Source organism: Bombilactobacillus bombi, from assembly GCF_013607485.1.
Taxonomy (GTDB): Bacteria; Bacillota; Bacilli; order Lactobacillales; family Lactobacillaceae; genus Bombilactobacillus; species Bombilactobacillus bombi_A.
The window spans coordinates 1-19,781 of record NZ_SCHP01000018.1; the positions used below are offsets into that span (position 1 = coordinate 1).

Genomic DNA, 19,781 nt, shown 5'->3' on the forward strand with positions numbered 1-19,781 from the left:
AAGCTACACCATTGGTAACATCAGCTTGATAAGCACTAATAACATCCATGAATCCTTCAAATAAAACGACAGATCCTTTGTCACGAATTGCTTTTTTGGCAGCTGCTAAATTAAATAAAGTTTGCCCCTTATTAAAAATCTTAGTTTCCGGGCTATTCATATATTTAGCTAGTACTTGCTCTGAAGAAGTCCTTTTTTCTAAAGTTCGTCCAGAAAAGGCAATAATATTACCACTTTGATCAGTAATTGGGAACATTATGCGATCACGAAAGCGATCATATAAGTTACCAGAATCATCTTCAGAAAACAATCCTGAACTATTTAATTCGGCATAATCTTTATGTTGTCCCTTAAAAAAACTGCTAAGAGTTTGCGCTTGTGCTGGAGCATAGCCAATTTGAAAATGTTTAATAGTTTCCAAACTTAACTGCCGTTTTTGCAAATACTGCAGGGCTGGTTCACCTATCGCAGTTTTCAACAAAATATGCTGATATAATTTTTGTGCTGCCTGATAATCCTGCTTTAAAACTGAAGCTTGTGAATTAGCAGCACTATCTGTTGAAGTTTGATAGGTAGCTGGCGGTTCAATACCAACAAAATCGGCTACTTTTAATACGGCTTCCGGGAAGGTTAAATTTTCAATTTCCATTAAAAATTTAAAAACATTTCCACCGCGGCCACAACTAAAACAATGAAATATTTGTTTTTCTTCAGAAACTGAGAAAGACGGTGTTTTTTCCTCATGAAAAGGACATAAGCCAAATAAATTACGCCCTGACTTCTTTAGTTGCACATATGGTTCAATAACATCTACAATATTAGCTTCTTGTCTTACTTCTTCAATAAAACTTTCCGGGATTTTGCCAGCCAAGAGTATTTCACCCCCCACGATGGCGCAAGTAAAAGATAGTCGCATCTAAAAAATGCGACTACTTTCCCTTATACAATATTATAATATACGCGCTTAAAGCCTAATTTGCAAAGATTTTGACTACTTTACAATTAATTGATTTAAGTCACCTAATTGCAAAATCATTTGTGCTAGTTTTGTTAATTGTGCCAAGCGATTATTCCTAATGGCAGTATCTGGATCCATGACCATATTTTCATCGAAATAAGCGGTAATTACTGGGCGTAATTGCACCAAAGCTTGATACTTGTGCTCTAAATCTAATTGTGCAAAGTTGCTTGCCAGCGAGTTTACAGCTTGATCTAAGTCCTTTTCAGAAGTGGACTGGAATAAGTGAGGATTAATATTTAAGTGGTTAATGTCCAATTGGGATTTGCTGGTGATCCGTAAGACACGGGTTAAAGCCTCGATGCTGTCTTTAAAATCAGCATCTTTTTGGTGGTGTGATAGCACTTTTGCATCTTCTTCGATAGCTGTTGGATCTAATTTTGGTAATTTAACAACTGTATCAATTAGGTCATGAGCAAAATTTTCTTGACTGAATAGTTGACGGATTCGATCAGTAATGAATTCATCAAAGTCTGCTTGGTGCTTGAGATAATCAAAGTTGCCAGGAGCTTGGTTTTTTTGATAGGCAGCAACAATCTCATCTTGCAACTGATGCAAATCTAAATGCCACTGTTGCTGCTGCAAAATGCGGACAATTCCCAAAGCCTGCCGCCGTAGTCCATAAGGATCATTAGAGCCATTAGGTATTAAATCCACAGCAAAAAAGCTCATAATGCTTTCGATTTTATCAGCCAAAGCCAAAACTGCTCCTACAACTGATTTTGGTAAGCCGCCTTTGGCCGATGTTGGTAAATAATGTTCACGAATGGCTTGAGCAACAGCGGGGCTTTCTCCCATAATATTAGCATACTTCTCTCCCATTACTCCCTGCAATTCAGCAAATTCTCCAACCATATCTGTTACTAAATCAAATTTATAAATTTGAGCAGATCTTAAGATATCAGTTGTTTGTTGATCATTTAAATGGAGTTTTTGAGCCAATAAGTGAGCAATTAAACCAGTGCGGGTCATTTTTTCACTCATGGAGCCAATTTTATCGTGAAAAGTGACTTGTTCCAACTGTTTCACATAATAATTGAGATCATGCTTTTGATCTTCTGCAAAGAAAAAGGCAGCATCTTCTAAGCGGGCTACTAGTACTTTTTCATTGCCAGCAATCACATTATTCAAATAGTCATGATTACCGTTGCGGACACTGATAAAGTAGGGAGCTAAACTTCCATCTTGATTGCGTACATAAAAATAACGTTGATTATCTTTCATTGAAGTAATTAAAACTTCTTCTGGCATTTGCAGATATTTAGGATCAAATTCACCCGCAAAGGCCGTCGGATATTCTACTAAATTATTAACTTCTTCTAATAAATCTTCATCGACATCTACTTGCCAATTGTGTTCTTGTGCCAAAGCAGCAATTTGTTGCCGAATTAAAGATTTACGTTTTTGCGCATCAACAATGACAAAGTCGTCCTCTAAAGCTTGTTGATAATCTGAAGCCGTTGCTAAAGTAATGGTACTGCCCAAAAAACGATGACCTTGTGTCTGATTGCCAGCTTCAATATTTAAAATTTTCAAGTCAATTATTTCATGATCTAACATTGCTACTATCCAATGAATGGGCCGAATATATTCTAAATTAAATTTATTCCATTTCATCCGTGTCGGAAACGTCATTGCTTTGATGACTGCTGTTAAATTTGATAATACTTCTTCAGCGCTTTTACCAGCAATATGTTTTGTTACATAAACATACTCAGTTCCCTTTAATTCTTGAAAATAAATATCTTCAGGAGTCATCTTTTGGCCGCGGACGAATCCTTGAGCTGCTTTAGTCCAATTACCTTGATCATCTAAAGCAATTTTTTTAGCGGGTCCTTTAACAGCAATATCTTTATCAGGTTGTTGCTCAGACACATCATGAACCATCAGCGCTAAACGTCTAGGAGTAGACAAGGCTTCTACTACTCCATGTTTTAATTGTTGCTGATCTAAATAATCAGTTACTCGCTGTTGAAGCTGTTGAATAGCTGGGCTGACTACATGGGCAGGCATTTCTTCTAAGCCAATTTCTAATAAAAATGTTTTAGTCATGATCACTCATCTCCTTAAGTACTTTTTGGCGGGTAGTCTCATCTAAAAGTGGGAAACCTAACTTTTGGCGCTCTTGCACAAAAGCTTGAGCAATCTGGTGTGCCAAAGACCGAATACGGTGCATAAAGCCAGCCCTTTCCGTAACAGAAACCGCCTTGCGGGCGTCTAATAAATTAAAAGTATGACTACACTTTAAAATATAGTCATAAGCGGGATGAACCAAGCCTAAGGCAATTAGCCGTTTGGCTTCAGCTTCATAAGCATCAAAAAACTTAAAGAGCATTTGCGGATCACTAACTTCAAAAGAATATTTAGAATGTTCATATTCTGGTTCTTTAAAGATATCACCGTAATGTACGCCGTTGCCCCACTCTAAATCAAAAACGGAATTCACATCTTGGATATATGAAGCCAAACGCTCAACGCCGTAAGTGATTTCGCTAGTTACAGGATCAACACTTAAACCTCCAACTTGTTGAAAGTACGTAAATTGGGTAACTTCCATACCGTCCAGCCATACTTCCCAGCCGACACCAGCACAACCCATGGAAGGGTTCTCCCAATTATCTTCGACAAAACGAATATCATGTTCTAAAGGATCAATCCCTAAAGATCGTAAGCTATCCAAATAATATTCTTGAATATTTAAAGGTGAAGGCTTCATAACCACTTGAAACTGATGATGCTGGTACAAACGATTAGGATTATCCCCGTAGCGCCCATCAGCAGGCCGCCGTGACGGCTCGACATAAGCGGCATTCCAAGGCTCTGGTCCAATTGCCCGTAAGAAAGTATAAGGACTCATAGTTCCGGCACCTTTTTCCGTATCATAGGCTTCCATTAACATACAGCCTTTTTCCGACCAAAATTTTTGTAAAGTCAAAATCATTTCCTGAATATTTAACTTTTTTACCACTTTCATTACCTCACTTTATTACCTATATAAGAGCTTTTGAAAGCCTTATAAGGTTAATTGAAATTCAGTCAAATATTAATTTATTCCAAAAAAATCCCTATGCAATATTAAATATTGCATAGGGACGAGTATCCTCGCGGTTCCACCCTATTTCAGGAATAACCTGCTCTTAATTTAAATTATATTAACATTTTGCCATCATGAATACGTGCTTGCACTATCCACGTTCGCTGTTGAACTCTTTAGCTATTCTAAGACATCTTCTTATCAGGTGTCAAGACCTAGACTTGCCAATGATCCATTTGATCTAGAAATTTTTTACTTTTGGGATAAATCCCCACACTATCACGATAAATGACATCAAGAGTTTGGCGCAATTGTGCTTTGGTTCCTGGATTGACAGCAATCCGGCCAATTTTAGAAAAATCCAATTGCGCAAACATTCGTAAATAAGCAACTGTCTTGGGCTGTAGATGCAACCGATGAGGATCTTGTTCCCAATGACGTGAACAAATAATACCTCCTAAAAGCGGTGAATAATCAAAAATCCCAGCAGATTCGCCACCAACTACACAACTATGCCAGTTGGGAGCTACACCTAATGGCTGCAAGAGTTGCACTTCCAAAATATTCGTCAAAATAGCAGCATCTAATCCGTTATCAATCAATGTCGTAGCTGTAATGATTTTTTGAAACCATACTAACTGTGGTTTACCACTTTCAAAAGCCCGCAATATTAGATCATCTAAATAAGTGACATAGGCGTTTAACTTAATATCATTAATAATGTGTTGAAACTGCTGGACTTTTACAGCATCATCTAGATAGGAAAATCCTTTGGAGTTAATAGTGCCCTGATAAGTGCCATAGGTAAAAGGCAATGCTAGATAACGTTTTTTTGATTTTGCTTTTTTGACTCCTCGCAGCAAAAAAGTCATAATTCCAAAACGATCTGTAAATAAATAAACTAGCTGGTCATTATCATGATAATCTTGCGTTCGCAATACCAATCCGGTAAATGTTTGGTTGCGTAACAACGTCATTATTTTAAGTCCTTTAGAGAATACCCTGCCCGAGATAAAAAGAGGGGATCATCACGCCAGTTTTTCTGTACTTTTATCCACAATTTTAAATTGATTTTTTCTCCTAAGAGACGCTCAATTTTTTCACGTGAGCGGATACCAATGTTTTTAATCATGCTGCCCTTTTGCCCAATTAAAATTTTCTTTTGGCTATCTCGCTCAACATAAATAGTTGCTTCTACTTGTAATTTGCCATTAATACGCTGATTCATTTGTTCAACTATTACCGCCACTGAATGCGGAATCTCTTGACGCGTCAATTCCAAAATTTTTTCGCGAATAATCTCACCAACCACAAAATATTCAGGATGATCGGTTAATTGATCTTCTGGATAATATTGCGGACCTTGTGGCAAATACTGAGCAATAGCCGCCATTAATTCGGCAACATTATTACCTTGAGTAGCCGAAATTGGAAAAGTCTCTTTAAATTCCAATAAAGAATTGTATTGTTCAATTAGCGGCAATAAATCATCAGGATGCACTAAATCAATCTTATTAATAACTAATAAAACTGGTAACTTGCTAGTTTGTAATTTAGCAATAATATTTTTAATATTATCACTGATTTTATCAGCAGCACTGACCATAAACATTACTACATCTACATCTTTTAAAGCTGAAAATGCCGCTGTATCCATATATTTATCCAAGCTATTTTTTGGACTATGAACTCCCGGAGTGTCTAAAAAAACAATTTGTTCATCCTCATTAGTATAAATACCTTGAATTTTATTTCGGGTTGTTTGTGCCTTTGGAGAAATAATAGAAATCTCACTACCCAATATCCGATTCATAAATGTAGATTTTCCAACGTTAGGTTCTCCAATAATAGCGACAAATCCCGAACGAAAATTATCTTTCATAATTTAAATCCTCCGCACTAAAAGCTCCTGGCAGCAATTGTGCTACCGTAATTTTTTGTACTTGGTTATTTTGATTTGTTAAGTAAACGGGCATTTGCGGTGAACAAAATTCACTAATTACTTGCCGACAGGTGCCACATGGCCAAATTACATCCTTAGTCTTACCAGTAATTAATAAAGCCGCAAAATCTCTTTGACCAGCTGCTATTGCTGTAAAAAGGGCTGTTCTTTCAGCACAATTAGTTGCGCCGTAAGCGGCATTTTCTATATTACAGCCTGTATAAATTTGACCATTAGCGTCTAACAAGGCTGCCCCTACAGGAAAATGAGAATATGGCGCATAAGCTCGTGTGAGCATGTTCGTAGCTGCTTGATATAAGTCTTGTGGTATCATTTTTATTCCTACCGTTCCAATCCAAAATTGTCGAGTATTTCCTCTTGTAAAGCAAACATCTTTTTGGCGTCTTCGGGCTGAATATGGTCATATCCGGATAAATGCAGCAAACCATGAACAACTGTATACCCAAATTCCCGTTCAAAACTATGACCATATTCTTGGGCATGGTTTTGAACAACTTCTGGACAAATAAATAAATCGCCAATATTGCGGGGTACGCCAAATTCCTGCTCTAACTCTAACGTACTGATACCATCATCATCTCCATCTTCTAAAGCAAAGCTAATAACATCAGTAGGACGATCAGTTTGGCGATATTGCCGATTAATTTCGTGAATTCGTTCCACACTACAAAAAGTAATCGAAGCTTCAGTATTTTCTGGTAAATTAATTTTTTGTGCACCATAAGCAAATAGTTTGCGAGCTAATTCTAAATGCTGTTCATCGATTAAATGGTGCTCATCATAAATTGTTAAATCCATGGATTACTCCTTTGTTTTTTGAGCATAAGCTTTAATAATTTCGGCAACTACCGGATGACGCACTACATCACTGGCTTGAAAATCAACAAAACCTATATGAGGTAGGTGGCGCAAAATCTCTTGAGCTTGTAATAAACCACTACGAGAATGCCGTGGTAAATCAATCTGAGTTAAATCTCCATTAACAATCATTTGCGAATTAAAACCTAACCGAGTTAAAAACATCTTCATCTGTTCCTGGGTGGTATTTTGAGCTTCATCTAAAATAACAAAAGCTTCATCTAATGTCCGTCCTCGCATATAAGCTAATGGAGCAATCTCAATTACTCCCCGTTCCAAGAGACGGTTAGTGTGTTCACGACCCATAATTGCATATAAAGCATCATAAATTGGCCGCAGATAGGGATCAACTTTTTCTTTCAAATCACCAGGCAAAAAGCCTAAATTTTCCCCAGCTTCTACTGCTGGGCGGGTTAAAATTAGCCGCTGTACTTGACTCTTTTTTAATGCAGCTACGGCCATTGCAACTGCTAAATAAGTTTTGCCCGTACCAGCAGGGCCAATACCAAAAGTAATATCATGATGTTTAATGGTTTGAATATACTGCCGTTGTCCCAAATTTCGCACCCGGACAGGATGGCCCTTGGCATCAGTAATTATGACTTCATTGTATAAATCCTCAAAATAATCTAGTTTACCTTCTTGAGCCATTTGGGCAGCACTAATAACATCAGCTTGACCAATCTGAATACCCGAATGCAGTAAATTAGTTAGGTGTTTTAAAATAGACGCTACTAAACTAACTTCTTGTGGTGCACCCTGTAAATCTACACGATCACCAAAAGGATGCACACTAATTTGAAACTGTTCAGCTAGTAAGTTTAAGTTAGCATCATTAATTCCAAAAATCACGGCATCTTCATTATTAAATAGCTTAAAAGACTTGGTTGTTGTTTTTGTCAAACACATCTGCTCCTGTCATTAATTATCAGCAATATTTTAATACCATTGTATGTAAAATAAAAGGCTGGGACTTTATTGTGTCCCAACCTTCTTACTGCAACAAATCTTTAACCATGTGGTTAACTAAAGAACCGTCAGCTTTTCCTTTAACCTGCGGCATGACTGCCTTCATCAACTTACCAAAGTCCGCCTTGGAAGTTGCACCAATCTTTTCTGCAGTTGTTTGAACAATCTGTTGAACTTCAGTTTCAGATAATTGTTGAGGCATATATTGGCTTAATACTTGCATTTGTGCTTTAGTATCGGCCACGAGATCTTCTCGGTCAGCTTTTTGAAATTCAGCCAAAGAATCTTTTTGCTGTTTCATCTGAGAAACTACTACTTGGAGTTCTTCATCTGAATTCAATTCATGCCCAAGTTCAATCTTTTTATTCATTAAAGCTGATTTAAGCATTCTGATAACAGATAGAGCCGTTTTATCATGACTTTTCATTGCGGACTTTAAATCTGTCATTAATCGATTAGTGAGGGACATCAAAAATCACTCCTCAATCTTAACGTCTTTTCCTCTTCTTGTTACGCTTACGGGCAGCTTCAGATTTTAATTTGCGCTTGACACTCGGCTTCTCATAAAACTCACGTTTGCGATATTCTTGAAGAGTACCACTCTTAGAAACAGAACGTTTAAACCGACGAAGAGCATCATCAAGAGACTCGTTCTCACGAACAACTGTCTTAGCCATATGATATCCCTCCTTCCGATTAGTTACGTAACTGTTTGTTGCAACAGTTCTTATATAGTATAACAAAACAATTTCCAAGTTGAAACAATAATTCACGAGTTTTGGTAGCTTTTTTTTTATAAAAATGATATTTTAAGTTTAAATTAGGGAGGATAACCACTATGAAACAGATAATTTATGCCATTTCGGACTCATCTGGAGAAACAGCAACTATTTTTTCACGCTCGATGTTAGCACAATTTCCAAAACTTGAAATTGAGCAAAAACGTTTTTCTTTCATTAAAAATATCCAGACTTTACAAGATATTTTTGTGCAAGCGCAAAAAGACCACGCAATTGTATTTTATACTTTAAACAATCCGGAATATGACCCAATTGTTAAACAATTACAGCAAAAACATCAAGTCTTAGCATTTGATATTTTAAATCCATTCTAAAAAGAAATTGAAAACTTTACCCAGCAAACAGCCTCTCACGAAATTGGTGCTGCGCGAAAACTAAATTCACAATACTTCGATCGGATAAAAGCTATTGATTTTGCAGCTGAAAATGATGATGGTAAAAATCCTAAGAGTATGCTAGAAGCTGATGTTGTGCTTTTAGGCATTTCACGCACATCTAAAACTCCACTTTCCTTTTTCTTGGCTAATCAAAAAATTAAAGTTACCAACTTACCACTAGTACCATCAGTGCAGCTTCCTAAAGAATTATGGCAAGTTGACCCTAAAAAAATCGTGGGCTTAACTACTGACGAAGAAGTTTTGCAGCAAATTCGCCAACAACGCATGATTTCTTATGGACTTCAGGCTACTACTAATTATTCAGATACGCAAAAAATTCAAGCTGAATTGAAATATGCCAATGATCTCTATCAAAAATTAGGCTGTTTAGTCATTAATGTAGCCAATAAGTCCATTGAAGAAACCGCTGCAATCATTGAAAATCGTTTAAACTTGAATATGATGTAAAGAAAGTAACTATGAATATCAAAACTGGTTTTGTAAAATTTAATAACTATCAAACATTTTATCGAATTGTAGGTGCGCCTCAGACACACAAAACGCCCTTATTACTATTACATGGAGGCCCTGGTTCTACACATAATTATTTTGAAGTGCTGGATAAATTAGCTCAAGATGGCCGTCAAATCATCATGTATGACCAATTAGGCTGTGGCCAATCATCACAACCTTCTGTACAGAAATTGTGGCAGCCTCAAACTTGGGTTCAAGAGCTAATAAATCTACGTGAGCAATTACATTTAAATCAAATCCATCTTTTAGGGCAATCTTGGGGTGGAATGTTAGCTATCATTTATCTATGTGACTACCATCCCCAGGGGATTAAAAGTTTAATTTTATCCAGCACCTTATCTTCAGCACAATTATGGGCTCAAGAACAGCATCGTTTAATTAAGTTTATGGGCTCGCAAGATCAACAAGCTATTAGCCAAGCTGAATTAACAGGAGACTATCAAAATCCAGCCTATGTACAGGCCAATCAACACTTTATGCAGTTGCATGCGATTGATAAAGCTACAGAGCAAAAATTTTCAGCACTAAGGCGGCCAAAAATACAGGGCCAACAATCATATCTGACCGCTTGGGGACCGAATGAATATACACCTACTGGTACTTTAAAAGATTATGATTATACTCAAAAATTGTCTCAAATTAAAATTCCCACTTTAATTACGAGTGGCACTAACGACTTATGTACTCCGCTAATTGCCAAAACGATGTTTGATCATCTACCCAAGGCAACTTGGAAATTATTTGCTCATAGCCGCCACATGCCCTTTATTGATGAACATGAGCTATATTGTCAGACCTTAAATGCGTGGCTGAAAAAATTTGATTAAGGCATTATTCTAACCCATTATTATAGAAAAGCACTGAGAATGATAATTTATTCTCAGTGCTTTTTAAATAGATTTTTATTGAAAAATCAAAAGTATATCTTGTTATCCAAGCTATTTAATAATTTTACGGTTAGGATCTTTAATATTAAAAATCAAAACTAACACTAAAAGAAGGACAACCACTCCAAAAACAGCATGCAAGCCACTTAATAAAATGTGACTAACTAAGGCTTGATTTTTAATTTGCTGAAAATGTGTTGCACTTACTGCATGATTGAGTGTACTCATCGCAACATTACCCCGATTAAGAGCTAATAAAAGATTGAACACTGCTCCATAAATTCCGGTCATTAAAGTTTGTCCTAAGGAACGTCCCAAAGTAATCATGCCGCTTGCTGAACCTACTAAATCCGAAGCCACTAAATGCTGTGCTAAGATCGTGTTCATACTAATAACTATCCCCATGCCAGTACCATTTACTGCAGCAATCACATAAAACATCCAAGCTGGAAAGTTAGGCGTAGCTGCGATTAACATACCATAAAAAATTAATTCTGCAATTACAATAACAATAGCTATTTGTTTAGGTACAAAGCGGCTTATCAAACTGCCCACAAAAAATGAAGCTACTAACCACATGATTGAGCTCGAACTCACAACCATACCAGCTCTGGCCGCAGGAAAATGATAAATCGATTGCAGCCAAATTGGAAAATAAATCTGATAAGAAATTAAAACGCCACTTAACAGCATGGTAGTAACTACTTGTACGGTAAAAGTTTTATTAGCAAACATTTGCGGATTAATTAAAGGATCAGCACTGCGGTGCTCTACTCTAAATAATAGCCATAATGCTATAAAGGCTATTATTAACAAAAAGCTCGCTATTAGCACATTTCGATTTAAATTTTGCGCAGCTAACAAAATACACAACAAACTAATTGTCAAAAAAGTAATTCCCTGCCAATCTAAGGTAAGCTGCTTAGAATAATGCATGGTTTCCTTTTTAGAATATCCTAGTGCAATTAGAACTAGTACAACAATGCCTAACGGTACATTGACAAAAAAGACCCAGTGCCAAGATAGTTGATCCACCAAAAATCCCCCTAATAAGGGGCCAATTAAAGCTGACAGAGCCCAAGCGGTATTGTTCATTGCTAAAACTTGGGCACGTTGTTCAAAACTAAAATAATCCGCAATTATCGTAAAGGTTAAGGGCATTACAGCACCGGCTCCAATTCCTTGAATCAAGCGCGCAGCAATGAGCCATTCAATATTAGCCGCCAAACCGCTTAAAAGTGATCCTAGAGTGAACAACACCACACCCCATTGAAAGACTGGCTTACGTCCAATATTATCAGCTAATTTACCATAAATAGGCGTGGTAATAGCTGTAGTTAACAAATATGCACTCATAATCCAACTTTGCGACGCTAAACCATGTAATTCACTAATAATTTGTGGTAAAGCAGTTGTAACAATCGTTACCTCCACTGAAGTCATAAAGGTAGCAATAAAAACCGCTATCATCACTACTAGCCGCTGGTATTGACCTTTAAATAAATTCATATAAACATTTCTCCTCATTTATAACTTTTATTTTATTTGCAAAGCTGTTGCTGCTATTTATTAGATTATCTCCAGTTAACTATGGGATACTTAAGCGCCTTAACAGCTCTTTATCAAATTTTTGAGCACGCAACATTTTAATTTCTTCTAAATAGGGAGCTTGCTTATGATGAGGATTGCTAGATAAGGGTACATACGGAGTTTCCATAATTTTAGGAATTGCAGTTAATTGAGGATGATGACAGACATAATTCAAGGCTGCAAAACCAATGGTCCCAAAACCAATATTGGCATGACGATCCTTATGTGCACCCAGTGGATTTTTAGAATCATTCAAATGAATCATAGCCAAACGTTGTAAACCAATAATTTGATCAAATTCCCTTAAAACTCCATCAAAATCTTGTTTGACGTCATAACCAGCATCATTAAGGTGACAAGTATCCAAAGTCACAGATAAGTTATCATTATGGGGAGTTTGATCAATGATTCGTGCTAATTGCGAAAAAGTGGTTCCTACTTCAGTTCCCTTTCCCGACATTGTTTCTAAAGCAATATGCACTTGTGGCCTAGTTTTTAAGATCTCATCTAAACCAGCTGCAATAGCTTTAATTGCTACATCTACTCCTAATCCGACATGAGCACCTGGATGCAAACTAACAGCTTCTATCCCTAAGGCATCACATCTATGCACTTCAGCTTTTAAAAAATCAATTGCAAAATGATACTTGGCTTCATCTTTATTATTCGCAAGATTAATAATATAAGGAGCGTGCCCCAATAAATGATGGATCTGATGTTGCTTTAAATATTGATGAGCTGCGGAAATATTCATCTGGTCAAGGGGCTTACGATGCGTATTTTGAGGAGCACCAGTAAAAATCATCAAAGTATTAGCACCAAAACTTACAGCTTGTTGAGCCGAACCCAAAAGCATTTTTGGTTCCTTCATACTTACATGACAGCCTAAAATCATATCTTCCTCCATCAATAAATATGCTCTTGATAAAATCGTCCCATGATTAATTTAGCTTCGGTTATACTCACAAAAGCATACGGATCCGAACAATGTAAAGCCAAGCGAAATAACGGTAATTCATATTGCGAAATCACAGTAAATAACATTGTTTTGGATGAATGCTGATAAGCACCTTCAACATCATGAATAATTGTAATTCCCCGGCGCATTTCATCTTGAATTTTCTGGATAACCTTATCTGGGTGTGAAGTGACAATAATAACTTGCAATTTTTGATTACGAGTATAAAGGCTGTCAATAACACGTCCATTCACAAAAATACTTAAAATGGTATATAAAGCTTGTACCCAGCCAAAAAGGCAGCCAGCACCTAAGACAACTAAGATATTAAAGGCAATATTAATAGAACCGACACTTTTGCCGATTTTTTTTCGTAAGACAATACTGATAATATCGAGACCGCCAGTAGATAATTCATTTTTTAAAGCTAAACCAGTGCCAACACCATTAAATAGTCCCCCAAAAACTGCACAAATAATAGGATCAAATTTCACCTGAATTGGGGGCATTATATGCATTAATGCTGTCGAAAAAATAACAGCCACAATAGTATAAACGGTAAAATCATGACCGATTTTTTTCCAAGACAAAATTAACAAGGGCAAATTGAATGCTGCATATAAAAACGGCACACTAATTGTCCATGGCAACCACCGCTGACTAATTGTAGAAACCAACTGTGCTAAACCAGTGACACCAGAACCATAAATTTTACCTGGTGTCCAAAAAACGTTCACTGCAACGGAAACACATAAAGCATAGATTAGAGCAAATGACAATTTCGTCAGATTTTGGTGGCGCTTTATGATTTTTTCTATTTCATTCATAAATATAATCTAATCCTTTATAAATTTATTCCGTTACATACTTTAACACAAAGTTAAGGTTTTGCGGACGGAGAATGTGGAGTTTGAACAAACTTTAAATATTCCCCATAACCCAATTCTTGCATTTTGGCTTTAGGAATAAACTTTAAAGAGGCTGAATTAATACAATAACGTAGCCCACCTTCTTCTTGAGGACCATCATTAAAAACATGCCCCAAATGAGAATTAGCTTTAGGACTGCGAACTTCAGTCCGCTGCATTCCTAAGCGATGATCGCTTTTTTGAATCAGATCACCCAATGGCCGCGTGAATGCTGGCCAACCACAGCCTGAATTGTACTTTGCTGTTGAAGCAAATAAAGCCTCTCCACTAACAATATCAACATAAATACCCGGCTCAAAAAAGTTATCATATTGATTTTTAAAAGGCGCCTCCGTGCCGTTTTTTTGTGTTACTTCATATTGTTCTGGTGTTAATTGTTCTTTTTCTTTTTCATACATAAAAAACACTCCCTTACTTAGTAAAGTTTAACTAATTTAGGAGTGTTTGGGGTTAAATATGCTATTTTTGTATTTCAATATCTAAATCGTCTAATTGCTGTTGTGAAACTGTCGATGGTGCTTGCATCATTGGCTCTGTAGCCTTGGAGTTCTTTGGAAAGGCAATCACATCTCGAATATTTTGGCGATGTGCTAGCAACATTGCAAAGCGATCTAAGCCAATTGCTAAACCACCATGTGGTGGAAAACCATAATCCAAAGCTTCCAATAAAAAGCCAAACTGCTTCTCAGCTCTCTCTTTGGTAAAACCTAAAGCCTTAAACATTTTTTCTTGAATGGATCGCTTGTGAATACGGATTGAACCGCCACCTAATTCATACCCATTCAAAACAATATCGTAACTTTGAGCATGGGCTTGATGAGGATTGGTCTCTAACAAATCCAAATCTTCTTCATTGGGCATGGTAAAAGGATGATGGGCCGCAATCCAGCGATGAATACCTTCATCATATTCAAATAACGGCCAATCCACAACCCATAAAAAGTTATATTGATTTTCATCATATAAATGCAATTCTTTGGCAAAATATTTCCGCAAATAGCCCAATGAATCAGCACAAACTTTTTTAGAAGCAGCTACCAATAAAACTAAATCATTGTCTGCTAATGCTAAACGCTGCTGCAAAACTTGCATCTTATCTTGGACAAATTTGGCGACCGGACCATTAAATTGGCCTTGTTTAACTTTAAACCAAGATAATCCTTGAGCGCCAAAACGCTTGATATAGTCCTGTTGGGCATCAATATTTTTACGAGAATATTGGTTGGCAGCATTTTTGACCACAATGGCCTTAACTTGTCCGCCATTAGCAACCGCATTTTTAAAGACTTTAAAATCACTATCTTGAAAAATTTCACTCAAATCTTGTAGTTCCATACCAAAACGAGTATCAGGCTTATCCGAGCCAAAACGATCCATGGCCTCATTCCAAGTAATACGTGGGAATGGTAATTTAACATCAATACCCATAGCATCATGCATAACTTGAGCAATTAAGCCTTCGGTATAATCTTGAATTTGTTGAGCACTTAAAAAACTAGTCTCTAAATCAATTTGAGTAAATTCGGGTTGACGATCACCACGTAAATCTTCGTCACGAAAACAACGAGCAATTTGATAATATTTATCAAATCCAGCCCCCATTAATAATTGCTTAAATAATTGCGGTGATTGCGGCAAAGCATAAAAACTACCCGGATAAACCCGAGAAGGAACCAAATAATCCCGCGCGCCTTCAGGAGTAGATTTGGCTAAATCTGGTGTTTCAATGTCAATAAAACCATTATTATCTAAATATTGGTGTGCTGCTGAAGTTATTTTGGCACGAATTCGAATTGCCCGTTGCATTTCCGGCCGCCTTAAATCCAAATACCGATATTTCAACTTGGTATCTTCTGTAGCTTCCACCTGATCTTCAATATTAAAAGGTACAGTTTTGGCAGTATTTAAAATTTCTAATTGCTGAACTTCAACTTCCACATGACCAGTAGCCATTTGTTCATTAATTGTAGCCTCTGAGCGAGCAACTACTTGACCTTGAATGCTAATAACATCTTCTGAATGTAATTTAGCTGCATCAATAAACGCTTGTTGTCCGCGGTCTTGACTAAAAACTAATTGAACAATACCCTCGCGGTCTCTTAAATCTACAAAAATCAAATTACCTAAATTACGCTTTTTCTGCACCCAACCCGCTAGGGTTACTGTTTGATTGATATATTTTTCTGTGATTAAACCACAATAATTAGTTCTTTGCATTTTTTACCCCTTTTTAATCTTTGCAATGAGATCTGCTAGATTAGATAGATCAACAGTTGTTTGCTGACCATCCTGCATTCTTTTTAATTGTGCCTGTTGCTGTTCCAATTCTTGTTCACCAATCGTTAAGGTAAACCTTGCCTGGAGCCGATCGGCCTGCTTAAATTGAGCCTTTACTTTTTTGCCGAGGTAATCGCGTTCTGCAGAAATTCCCTGCCAGCGCAATTGTGCTAACAATTTAGAAACAGCTAAAGAAGTTTGCTCATCAACAGCCACTAAATAAATATCTGGACGTGATAATGTTGGCAAAGAATTTTGTTGTTGCTCTAAAACTAGTAATAAACGCTCAACACCCATACCAAAACCAACACCAGCTACTTGCGGGCCTCCTAATTCTTCTACTAAGCCATTATAACGACCTCCGGCAATTAAAGTCATTTCCTTATTACCAAAGGCCGGACTAGTCAACATAATCTCAAAAATTGTATGATTATAATAATCTAATCCCCGCACCATATTAGAATCTATTTGGTAGTCGATATCTAAGGCTTTCAGTAGTTGTTGGACTTGCTGAAAATGATCTTGAGCCGCAGATGTCAAGTAATCTAAAATTGAAGGTGCATTAGCAACTAATTCTTGATCGTGTTCATCTTTACTATCCAAAATTCGTAAAGGATTTTTTTCCAGCCGTTCTTGAGAATCCGCACTCAACTCTGCTTTTAAAGGTGTCAAATAAGAAATTAAGGCTTCATGATAAGCCTTGCGTGTAGGCTGATCTCCTAAGGTGTTAATAACAATTTTATAGTCAACTAAGCCTAATTTTTTCAAAAAGTCACACGCCATAACAATTGTTTCAACATCTAGTTCGGGACGATCACTGCCTAAAGCCTCAACCCCTATTTGATGAAATTGCCGTTGCCGACCAGACTGCGGGCGCTCATAACGAAACATAGGTCCTTTATACCATACTTTATATGGATGAGTTTGATCAGGCCCAAACAATTTATTTTCAACAAAAGCCCGTACTACACCGGCTGTTCCTTCCGGGCGTAAAGCTACATGACGGTGGCCTTTATCTTCAAAGTCATACATTTCTTTGGATACAATATCTGAACTATCACCAGAGGAACGAGCAAAAACATCATACTGCTCTAAAATTGGTGTTCGAATTTCATGATATTGATAATTACTAAAAACTTGCTGGGCAATTGCCTCAAGGTATTGCCAATGTTCACTTTCACCAGGAAGAATATCGACCATACCCTTTAATTTTTGATACCGCAACTTGGTTCCTCCTTCAATAATTCTAAGACTGATTTACTTATAAATCTTACCATTCACCCCAGTAAAAATCACAAAAAATTGAGGCCTACGACAACCAATTTTGTCTCGACCTCCTAATTAAGTAAATCATAACTTGAGAAAATATAGTAATTTTAATAATCATAATTTAGTTGCAAGATAAAACTGATAGTCAGATAATACATAACATTACTTATAAATTACCATCATCAACTTTAAAGTCAAGGCTTAATTAAGATAGCTATTTGCATTCAATTATTATAAGATAGTAGTTAAGTTTAAATTAAATGGGATGTTATATTCATGGAATTGCGTCGCAGTCATATTCGAAAAAAAAATCATCAACGTTTTCTTTACATTGCAATTACTATTTTGGTTGCTTGCTCATGTATTTCAACATTGGCAGCGGCTCAAGCCAATCAAGTTGTTGTGAAAGCTAATTTTTTAAATGTCCGTCTGGGTCCCAGCCTTTCTTATGAAACCCTAACTCGTGTCAAACGTGGACAAACCTTAACCATTCTTAGTGAGAAAAACCAATGGTATCAAGTACGCTTGGCCGGAGACAAAATTGGCTGGGTTGCAAGTTGGTTAATCAATAATGACGATGCTAATACCTCTAGTAATACTGTAGGGGTCATTAAAGCTGCCAATACTAATGTTCAAAAATATCCCCACCGTAACGCTGAAGTTTTAGGAACTTTATCACAACTACAAAAAGTTAATATTGTTTATACTCAAAATAACTGGAGCCAAATTTTGTTCAATAACACTGTTGGTTGGATTCCTAATTCTGAATTAATTATTACGGACAAAGTTGCACATAATATTACAAATAATCGCAACCAAAACCTTAATATTCGCTCTGTAACTACTTTACAAAATAATACTAAAATTTTTGCGCGTCCTAATCCTCAAAGTCATATTGTTGCTCATATTACCGATCAAACCACTCTACCTTATCTAGGTAAAGAGGGAGATTTTTATAAAGTTAAGCTTAATTCAGGAGAAACTGGCTATATTGCTAGTTGGCTTGTATCTATTTCTAGCTCCAAACATGCAGTTAAAAGTGCAGCAACTAAACTATCTGAAGCCACTATTGTACTCGATCCAGGCCATGGTGGCAGTGATACTGGGGCCTTGGCTAATAACCAGAAACAATACGAAAAAAATTATACCTTAGACACTGCGCGCCGCTTGAAAAAATTATTAGAACAAGCCGGAGCTAATGTGATTTTAACGCGCAGTAATGATCAGGATGTTGACTTGGCGTCTCGCGCCCGGATTGCGAATAAGTTAAATGCCGATGCCTTTATTAGTCTACATTTTGATTCAACTTCAGAAAAAACCAAGGCTAGTGGAATTACAACTTATTACTACTCTGATAAAAAAGACCAGCCATTAGCCCAAAGTCTGCAAAAACAGTTTCAGCACCTGCCTTTACCAAGTCGGGGCGTACGTTTTGGCGATTTTGAAGTAACTAGAGAAAATGAACAGCCAGCAGTCTTAATTGAAGCGGGTTATATTAATAATAAAAAGGATCATAAACAAATTACTAGTGCGGTTTATCGCCAGCAACTGGCAAACAGTATTTTACAAGGACTTATTAACTATTTTAAATAAAATCCCAATTAAAAATGTTCACAAAGTGTCTGAGAATTTAGCCCAAACACTTGTGAACATTTTTAATATTTTATTCTCCTAGTCATAATAGTTATTAAACACCTAGAAAAAATTGATAATCTGGGGTAATTGAGTAACTATCTGATCGGCACCGTTGCTATCATGAAAATTATCAACATCATAATAAATCGTCTGTAATCCAGCATTTTTCCCAGCTTGAATATCTAAGGCACGATCACCTATCATCGCACTAACATCCGGCTTTAAATTATAAGTTTGGACCAAATAATTTAAAGCCTGAGGACTGGGTTTTCGCTCGAAATGCTGCTGACTGCTAATCACTGCTGTAAAGTACTGCCTAATATGTTGCCTTTCAAGAATTTCTAATACTAAGTCATCACGGTGAGTCCACAAATAATTGTGACCGCCCTTTTGAATAATTTCTCGTAGTACGGTGGTCGCACCAGGCAATAACTGCACTTGATTTTGGGATTGATGATCTAATTGTTGATGATATTGAAAAATTTGCGCAAAAGACGCTGGTGGTGTCACTTTCTGAAAATATGCTTTCACCGAATGCAGTTTAATAAAACGATATAATTCTTGTCGGTCTCCAGCGTCGTAATTAAAATGCTGCAAAGTTGCCTGCAAACTCGCCAAAATAACATCATAAGTATCAGCTAAAGTTCCATCAAAATCCCAAATTGCATTACGCAATTGCATCA

General features: G+C 36.8%; 19 protein-coding genes and 1 pseudogene. 3 read left to right on the forward strand and 17 right to left on the reverse strand.

What is annotated here, in order from left to right; translation table 11 throughout:
• The 10 genes from dnaG to rpsU all read right to left on the reverse strand — a co-directional run.
• Positions 1–871: DNA primase (gene dnaG / locus EQ827_RS04980; RefSeq protein WP_181189892.1), on the reverse strand; the 871-nt coding region annotated here is incomplete at its 3' end.
• Between the two features lie 120 nt (positions 872–991).
• The gene (gene glyS / locus EQ827_RS04985) at positions 992–3,070 is read right to left on the reverse strand and encodes a glycine--tRNA ligase subunit beta (protein WP_181189893.1); all 2,079 of its coding nucleotides are present in this window, start codon (positions 3,068–3,070) and stop codon (positions 992–994) included.
• On the reverse strand, positions 3,063–3,986 hold the full coding sequence (gene glyQ, locus EQ827_RS04990) for a glycine--tRNA ligase subunit alpha (protein WP_181189894.1): 924 nt from the start codon (positions 3,984–3,986) through the stop codon (positions 3,063–3,065). Before glyQ ends, glyS begins: the two co-directional genes overlap by 8 nt.
• Positions 3,987–4,267: 281 nt before the next feature.
• Positions 4,268–5,029: a DNA repair protein RecO gene (gene recO / locus EQ827_RS04995; RefSeq protein ID WP_181189895.1), complete on the reverse strand. Its 762-nt coding sequence runs from the start codon at positions 5,027–5,029 to the stop codon at positions 4,268–4,270.
• Entirely contained in the window at positions 5,029–5,934 is a 906-nt protein-coding gene (era, locus tag EQ827_RS05000; RefSeq protein WP_181189896.1) for a GTPase Era, read from the reverse strand. The genes recO and era overlap by 1 nt, the downstream gene beginning before the upstream one ends.
• A complete protein-coding gene (locus tag EQ827_RS05005; protein ID WP_181189897.1) occupies positions 5,924–6,328 on the reverse strand; it encodes a cytidine deaminase in 405 nt (134 codons plus the stop codon). The genes era and EQ827_RS05005 overlap by 11 nt, the downstream gene beginning before the upstream one ends.
• Positions 6,329–6,336: 8 nt before the next feature.
• Positions 6,337–6,813 carry an rRNA maturation RNase YbeY gene (gene ybeY / locus EQ827_RS05010; protein ID WP_181189898.1) on the reverse strand — a complete coding sequence of 159 codons (477 nt, stop codon included), beginning with the start codon at positions 6,811–6,813 and terminating at the stop codon, positions 6,337–6,339.
• A gap of 3 nt (positions 6,814–6,816) precedes the next feature.
• Entirely contained in the window at positions 6,817–7,782 is a 966-nt protein-coding gene (locus EQ827_RS05015) for a PhoH family protein (RefSeq protein ID WP_181189899.1), read from the reverse strand.
• Between the two features lie 85 nt (positions 7,783–7,867).
• A complete protein-coding gene (locus EQ827_RS05020) occupies positions 7,868–8,311 on the reverse strand; it encodes a GatB/YqeY domain-containing protein (RefSeq protein WP_181189900.1) in 444 nt (147 codons plus the stop codon).
• 19 nt (positions 8,312–8,330) lie between these two features.
• Entirely contained in the window at positions 8,331–8,519 is a 189-nt protein-coding gene (gene rpsU, locus EQ827_RS05025; protein ID WP_045922571.1) for a 30S ribosomal protein S21, read from the reverse strand.
• Between the two features lie 161 nt (positions 8,520–8,680).
• Here rpsU and EQ827_RS05030 point away from each other — a divergent pair.
• Positions 8,681–9,487: pseudogene (locus EQ827_RS05030) on the forward strand (pyruvate, water dikinase regulatory protein).
• 11 nt (positions 9,488–9,498) lie between these two features.
• Complete coding sequence (gene pepI / locus EQ827_RS05035; RefSeq protein ID WP_181189901.1) at positions 9,499–10,380, forward strand: proline iminopeptidase; 882 nt, start codon at positions 9,499–9,501, stop codon at positions 10,378–10,380.
• 111 nt (positions 10,381–10,491) lie between these two features.
• Here the strand turns inward: pepI and EQ827_RS05040 are convergent, their stop codons facing one another.
• The 6 genes from EQ827_RS05040 to hisS all read right to left on the reverse strand — a co-directional run bounded on the left by EQ827_RS05040 (position 10,492) and on the right by hisS (position 17,418).
• Positions 10,492–11,949, reverse strand: a complete 1,458-nt coding sequence (locus EQ827_RS05040; RefSeq protein ID WP_181189902.1) for an MFS transporter — start codon at positions 11,947–11,949, stop codon at positions 10,492–10,494.
• Between the two features lie 79 nt (positions 11,950–12,028).
• Positions 12,029–12,925 (reverse strand): deoxyribonuclease IV, encoded by an 897-nt coding sequence (locus EQ827_RS05045; protein WP_181189903.1) that lies wholly within the window; start codon positions 12,923–12,925, stop codon positions 12,029–12,031.
• Between the two features lie 11 nt (positions 12,926–12,936).
• Positions 12,937–13,815 carry a YitT family protein gene (locus EQ827_RS05050; RefSeq protein WP_181189904.1) on the reverse strand — a complete coding sequence of 293 codons (879 nt, stop codon included), beginning with the start codon at positions 13,813–13,815 and terminating at the stop codon, positions 12,937–12,939.
• A 53-nt stretch (positions 13,816–13,868) separates the two neighbouring features.
• Positions 13,869–14,315: a peptide-methionine (R)-S-oxide reductase MsrB gene (msrB, locus tag EQ827_RS05055; RefSeq protein ID WP_181189905.1), complete on the reverse strand. Its 447-nt coding sequence runs from the start codon at positions 14,313–14,315 to the stop codon at positions 13,869–13,871.
• A 61-nt stretch (positions 14,316–14,376) separates the two neighbouring features.
• Positions 14,377–16,134, reverse strand: a complete 1,758-nt coding sequence (gene aspS / locus EQ827_RS05060; protein WP_181189906.1) for an aspartate--tRNA ligase — start codon at positions 16,132–16,134, stop codon at positions 14,377–14,379.
• A 3-nt stretch (positions 16,135–16,137) separates the two neighbouring features.
• Positions 16,138–17,418: a histidine--tRNA ligase gene (gene hisS / locus EQ827_RS05065; protein ID WP_181189907.1), complete on the reverse strand. Its 1,281-nt coding sequence runs from the start codon at positions 17,416–17,418 to the stop codon at positions 16,138–16,140.
• A gap of 321 nt (positions 17,419–17,739) precedes the next feature.
• On the opposite strand from hisS, the gene EQ827_RS05070 reads away from it, so the two are divergent.
• The gene (locus tag EQ827_RS05070) at positions 17,740–19,056 is read left to right on the forward strand and encodes an N-acetylmuramoyl-L-alanine amidase (RefSeq protein WP_181189908.1); all 1,317 of its coding nucleotides are present in this window, start codon (positions 17,740–17,742) and stop codon (positions 19,054–19,056) included.
• 102 nt (positions 19,057–19,158) lie between these two features.
• On the opposite strand, the gene EQ827_RS05075 is transcribed toward EQ827_RS05070, so the two are convergent.
• Complete coding sequence (locus tag EQ827_RS05075) at positions 19,159–19,779, reverse strand: HAD-IA family hydrolase (protein ID WP_181189909.1); 621 nt, start codon at positions 19,777–19,779, stop codon at positions 19,159–19,161.
• Positions 19,780–19,781: the final 2 nt, after the last annotated feature.

What these genes read in the sequence shown, in the direction of transcription:
- glyS (WP_181189893.1), bottom strand. Translation starts at nt 3,070, where the DNA reads ATGACTAAAACATTTTTATTAGAAATTGGCTTAGAAGAAATGCCTGCC.
- recO (WP_181189895.1), bottom strand. Translation starts at nt 5,029, where the DNA reads ATGACGTTGTTACGCAACCAAACATTTACCGGATTGGTATTGCGAACG.
- era (WP_181189896.1), bottom strand. Translation starts at nt 5,934, where the DNA reads ATGAAAGATAATTTTCGTTCGGGATTTGTCGCTATTATTGGAGAACCT.
- EQ827_RS05005 (WP_181189897.1), bottom strand. Translation starts at nt 6,328, where the DNA reads ATGATACCACAAGACTTATATCAAGCAGCTACGAACATGCTCACACGA.
- ybeY (WP_181189898.1), bottom strand. Translation starts at nt 6,813, where the DNA reads ATGGATTTAACAATTTATGATGAGCACCATTTAATCGATGAACAGCAT.
- EQ827_RS05015 (WP_181189899.1), bottom strand. Translation starts at nt 7,782, where the DNA reads ATGTGTTTGACAAAAACAACAACCAAGTCTTTTAAGCTATTTAATAAT.
- EQ827_RS05020 (WP_181189900.1), bottom strand. Translation starts at nt 8,311, where the DNA reads ATGTCCCTCACTAATCGATTAATGACAGATTTAAAGTCCGCAATGAAA.
- rpsU (WP_045922571.1), bottom strand. Translation starts at nt 8,519, where the DNA reads ATGGCTAAGACAGTTGTTCGTGAGAACGAGTCTCTTGATGATGCTCTT.
- pepI (WP_181189901.1), top strand. Translation starts at nt 9,499, where the DNA reads ATGAATATCAAAACTGGTTTTGTAAAATTTAATAACTATCAAACATTT.
- EQ827_RS05040 (WP_181189902.1), bottom strand. Translation starts at nt 11,949, where the DNA reads ATGAATTTATTTAAAGGTCAATACCAGCGGCTAGTAGTGATGATAGCG.
- EQ827_RS05045 (WP_181189903.1), bottom strand. Translation starts at nt 12,925, where the DNA reads ATGATTTTAGGCTGTCATGTAAGTATGAAGGAACCAAAAATGCTTTTG.
- EQ827_RS05050 (WP_181189904.1), bottom strand. Translation starts at nt 13,815, where the DNA reads ATGAATGAAATAGAAAAAATCATAAAGCGCCACCAAAATCTGACGAAA.
- msrB (WP_181189905.1), bottom strand. Translation starts at nt 14,315, where the DNA reads ATGTATGAAAAAGAAAAAGAACAATTAACACCAGAACAATATGAAGTA.
- aspS (WP_181189906.1), bottom strand. Translation starts at nt 16,134, where the DNA reads ATGCAAAGAACTAATTATTGTGGTTTAATCACAGAAAAATATATCAAT.
- EQ827_RS05070 (WP_181189908.1), top strand. Translation starts at nt 17,740, where the DNA reads ATGGAATTGCGTCGCAGTCATATTCGAAAAAAAAATCATCAACGTTTT.
- EQ827_RS05075 (WP_181189909.1), bottom strand. Translation starts at nt 19,779, where the DNA reads ATGCAATTGCGTAATGCAATTTGGGATTTTGATGGAACTTTAGCTGAT.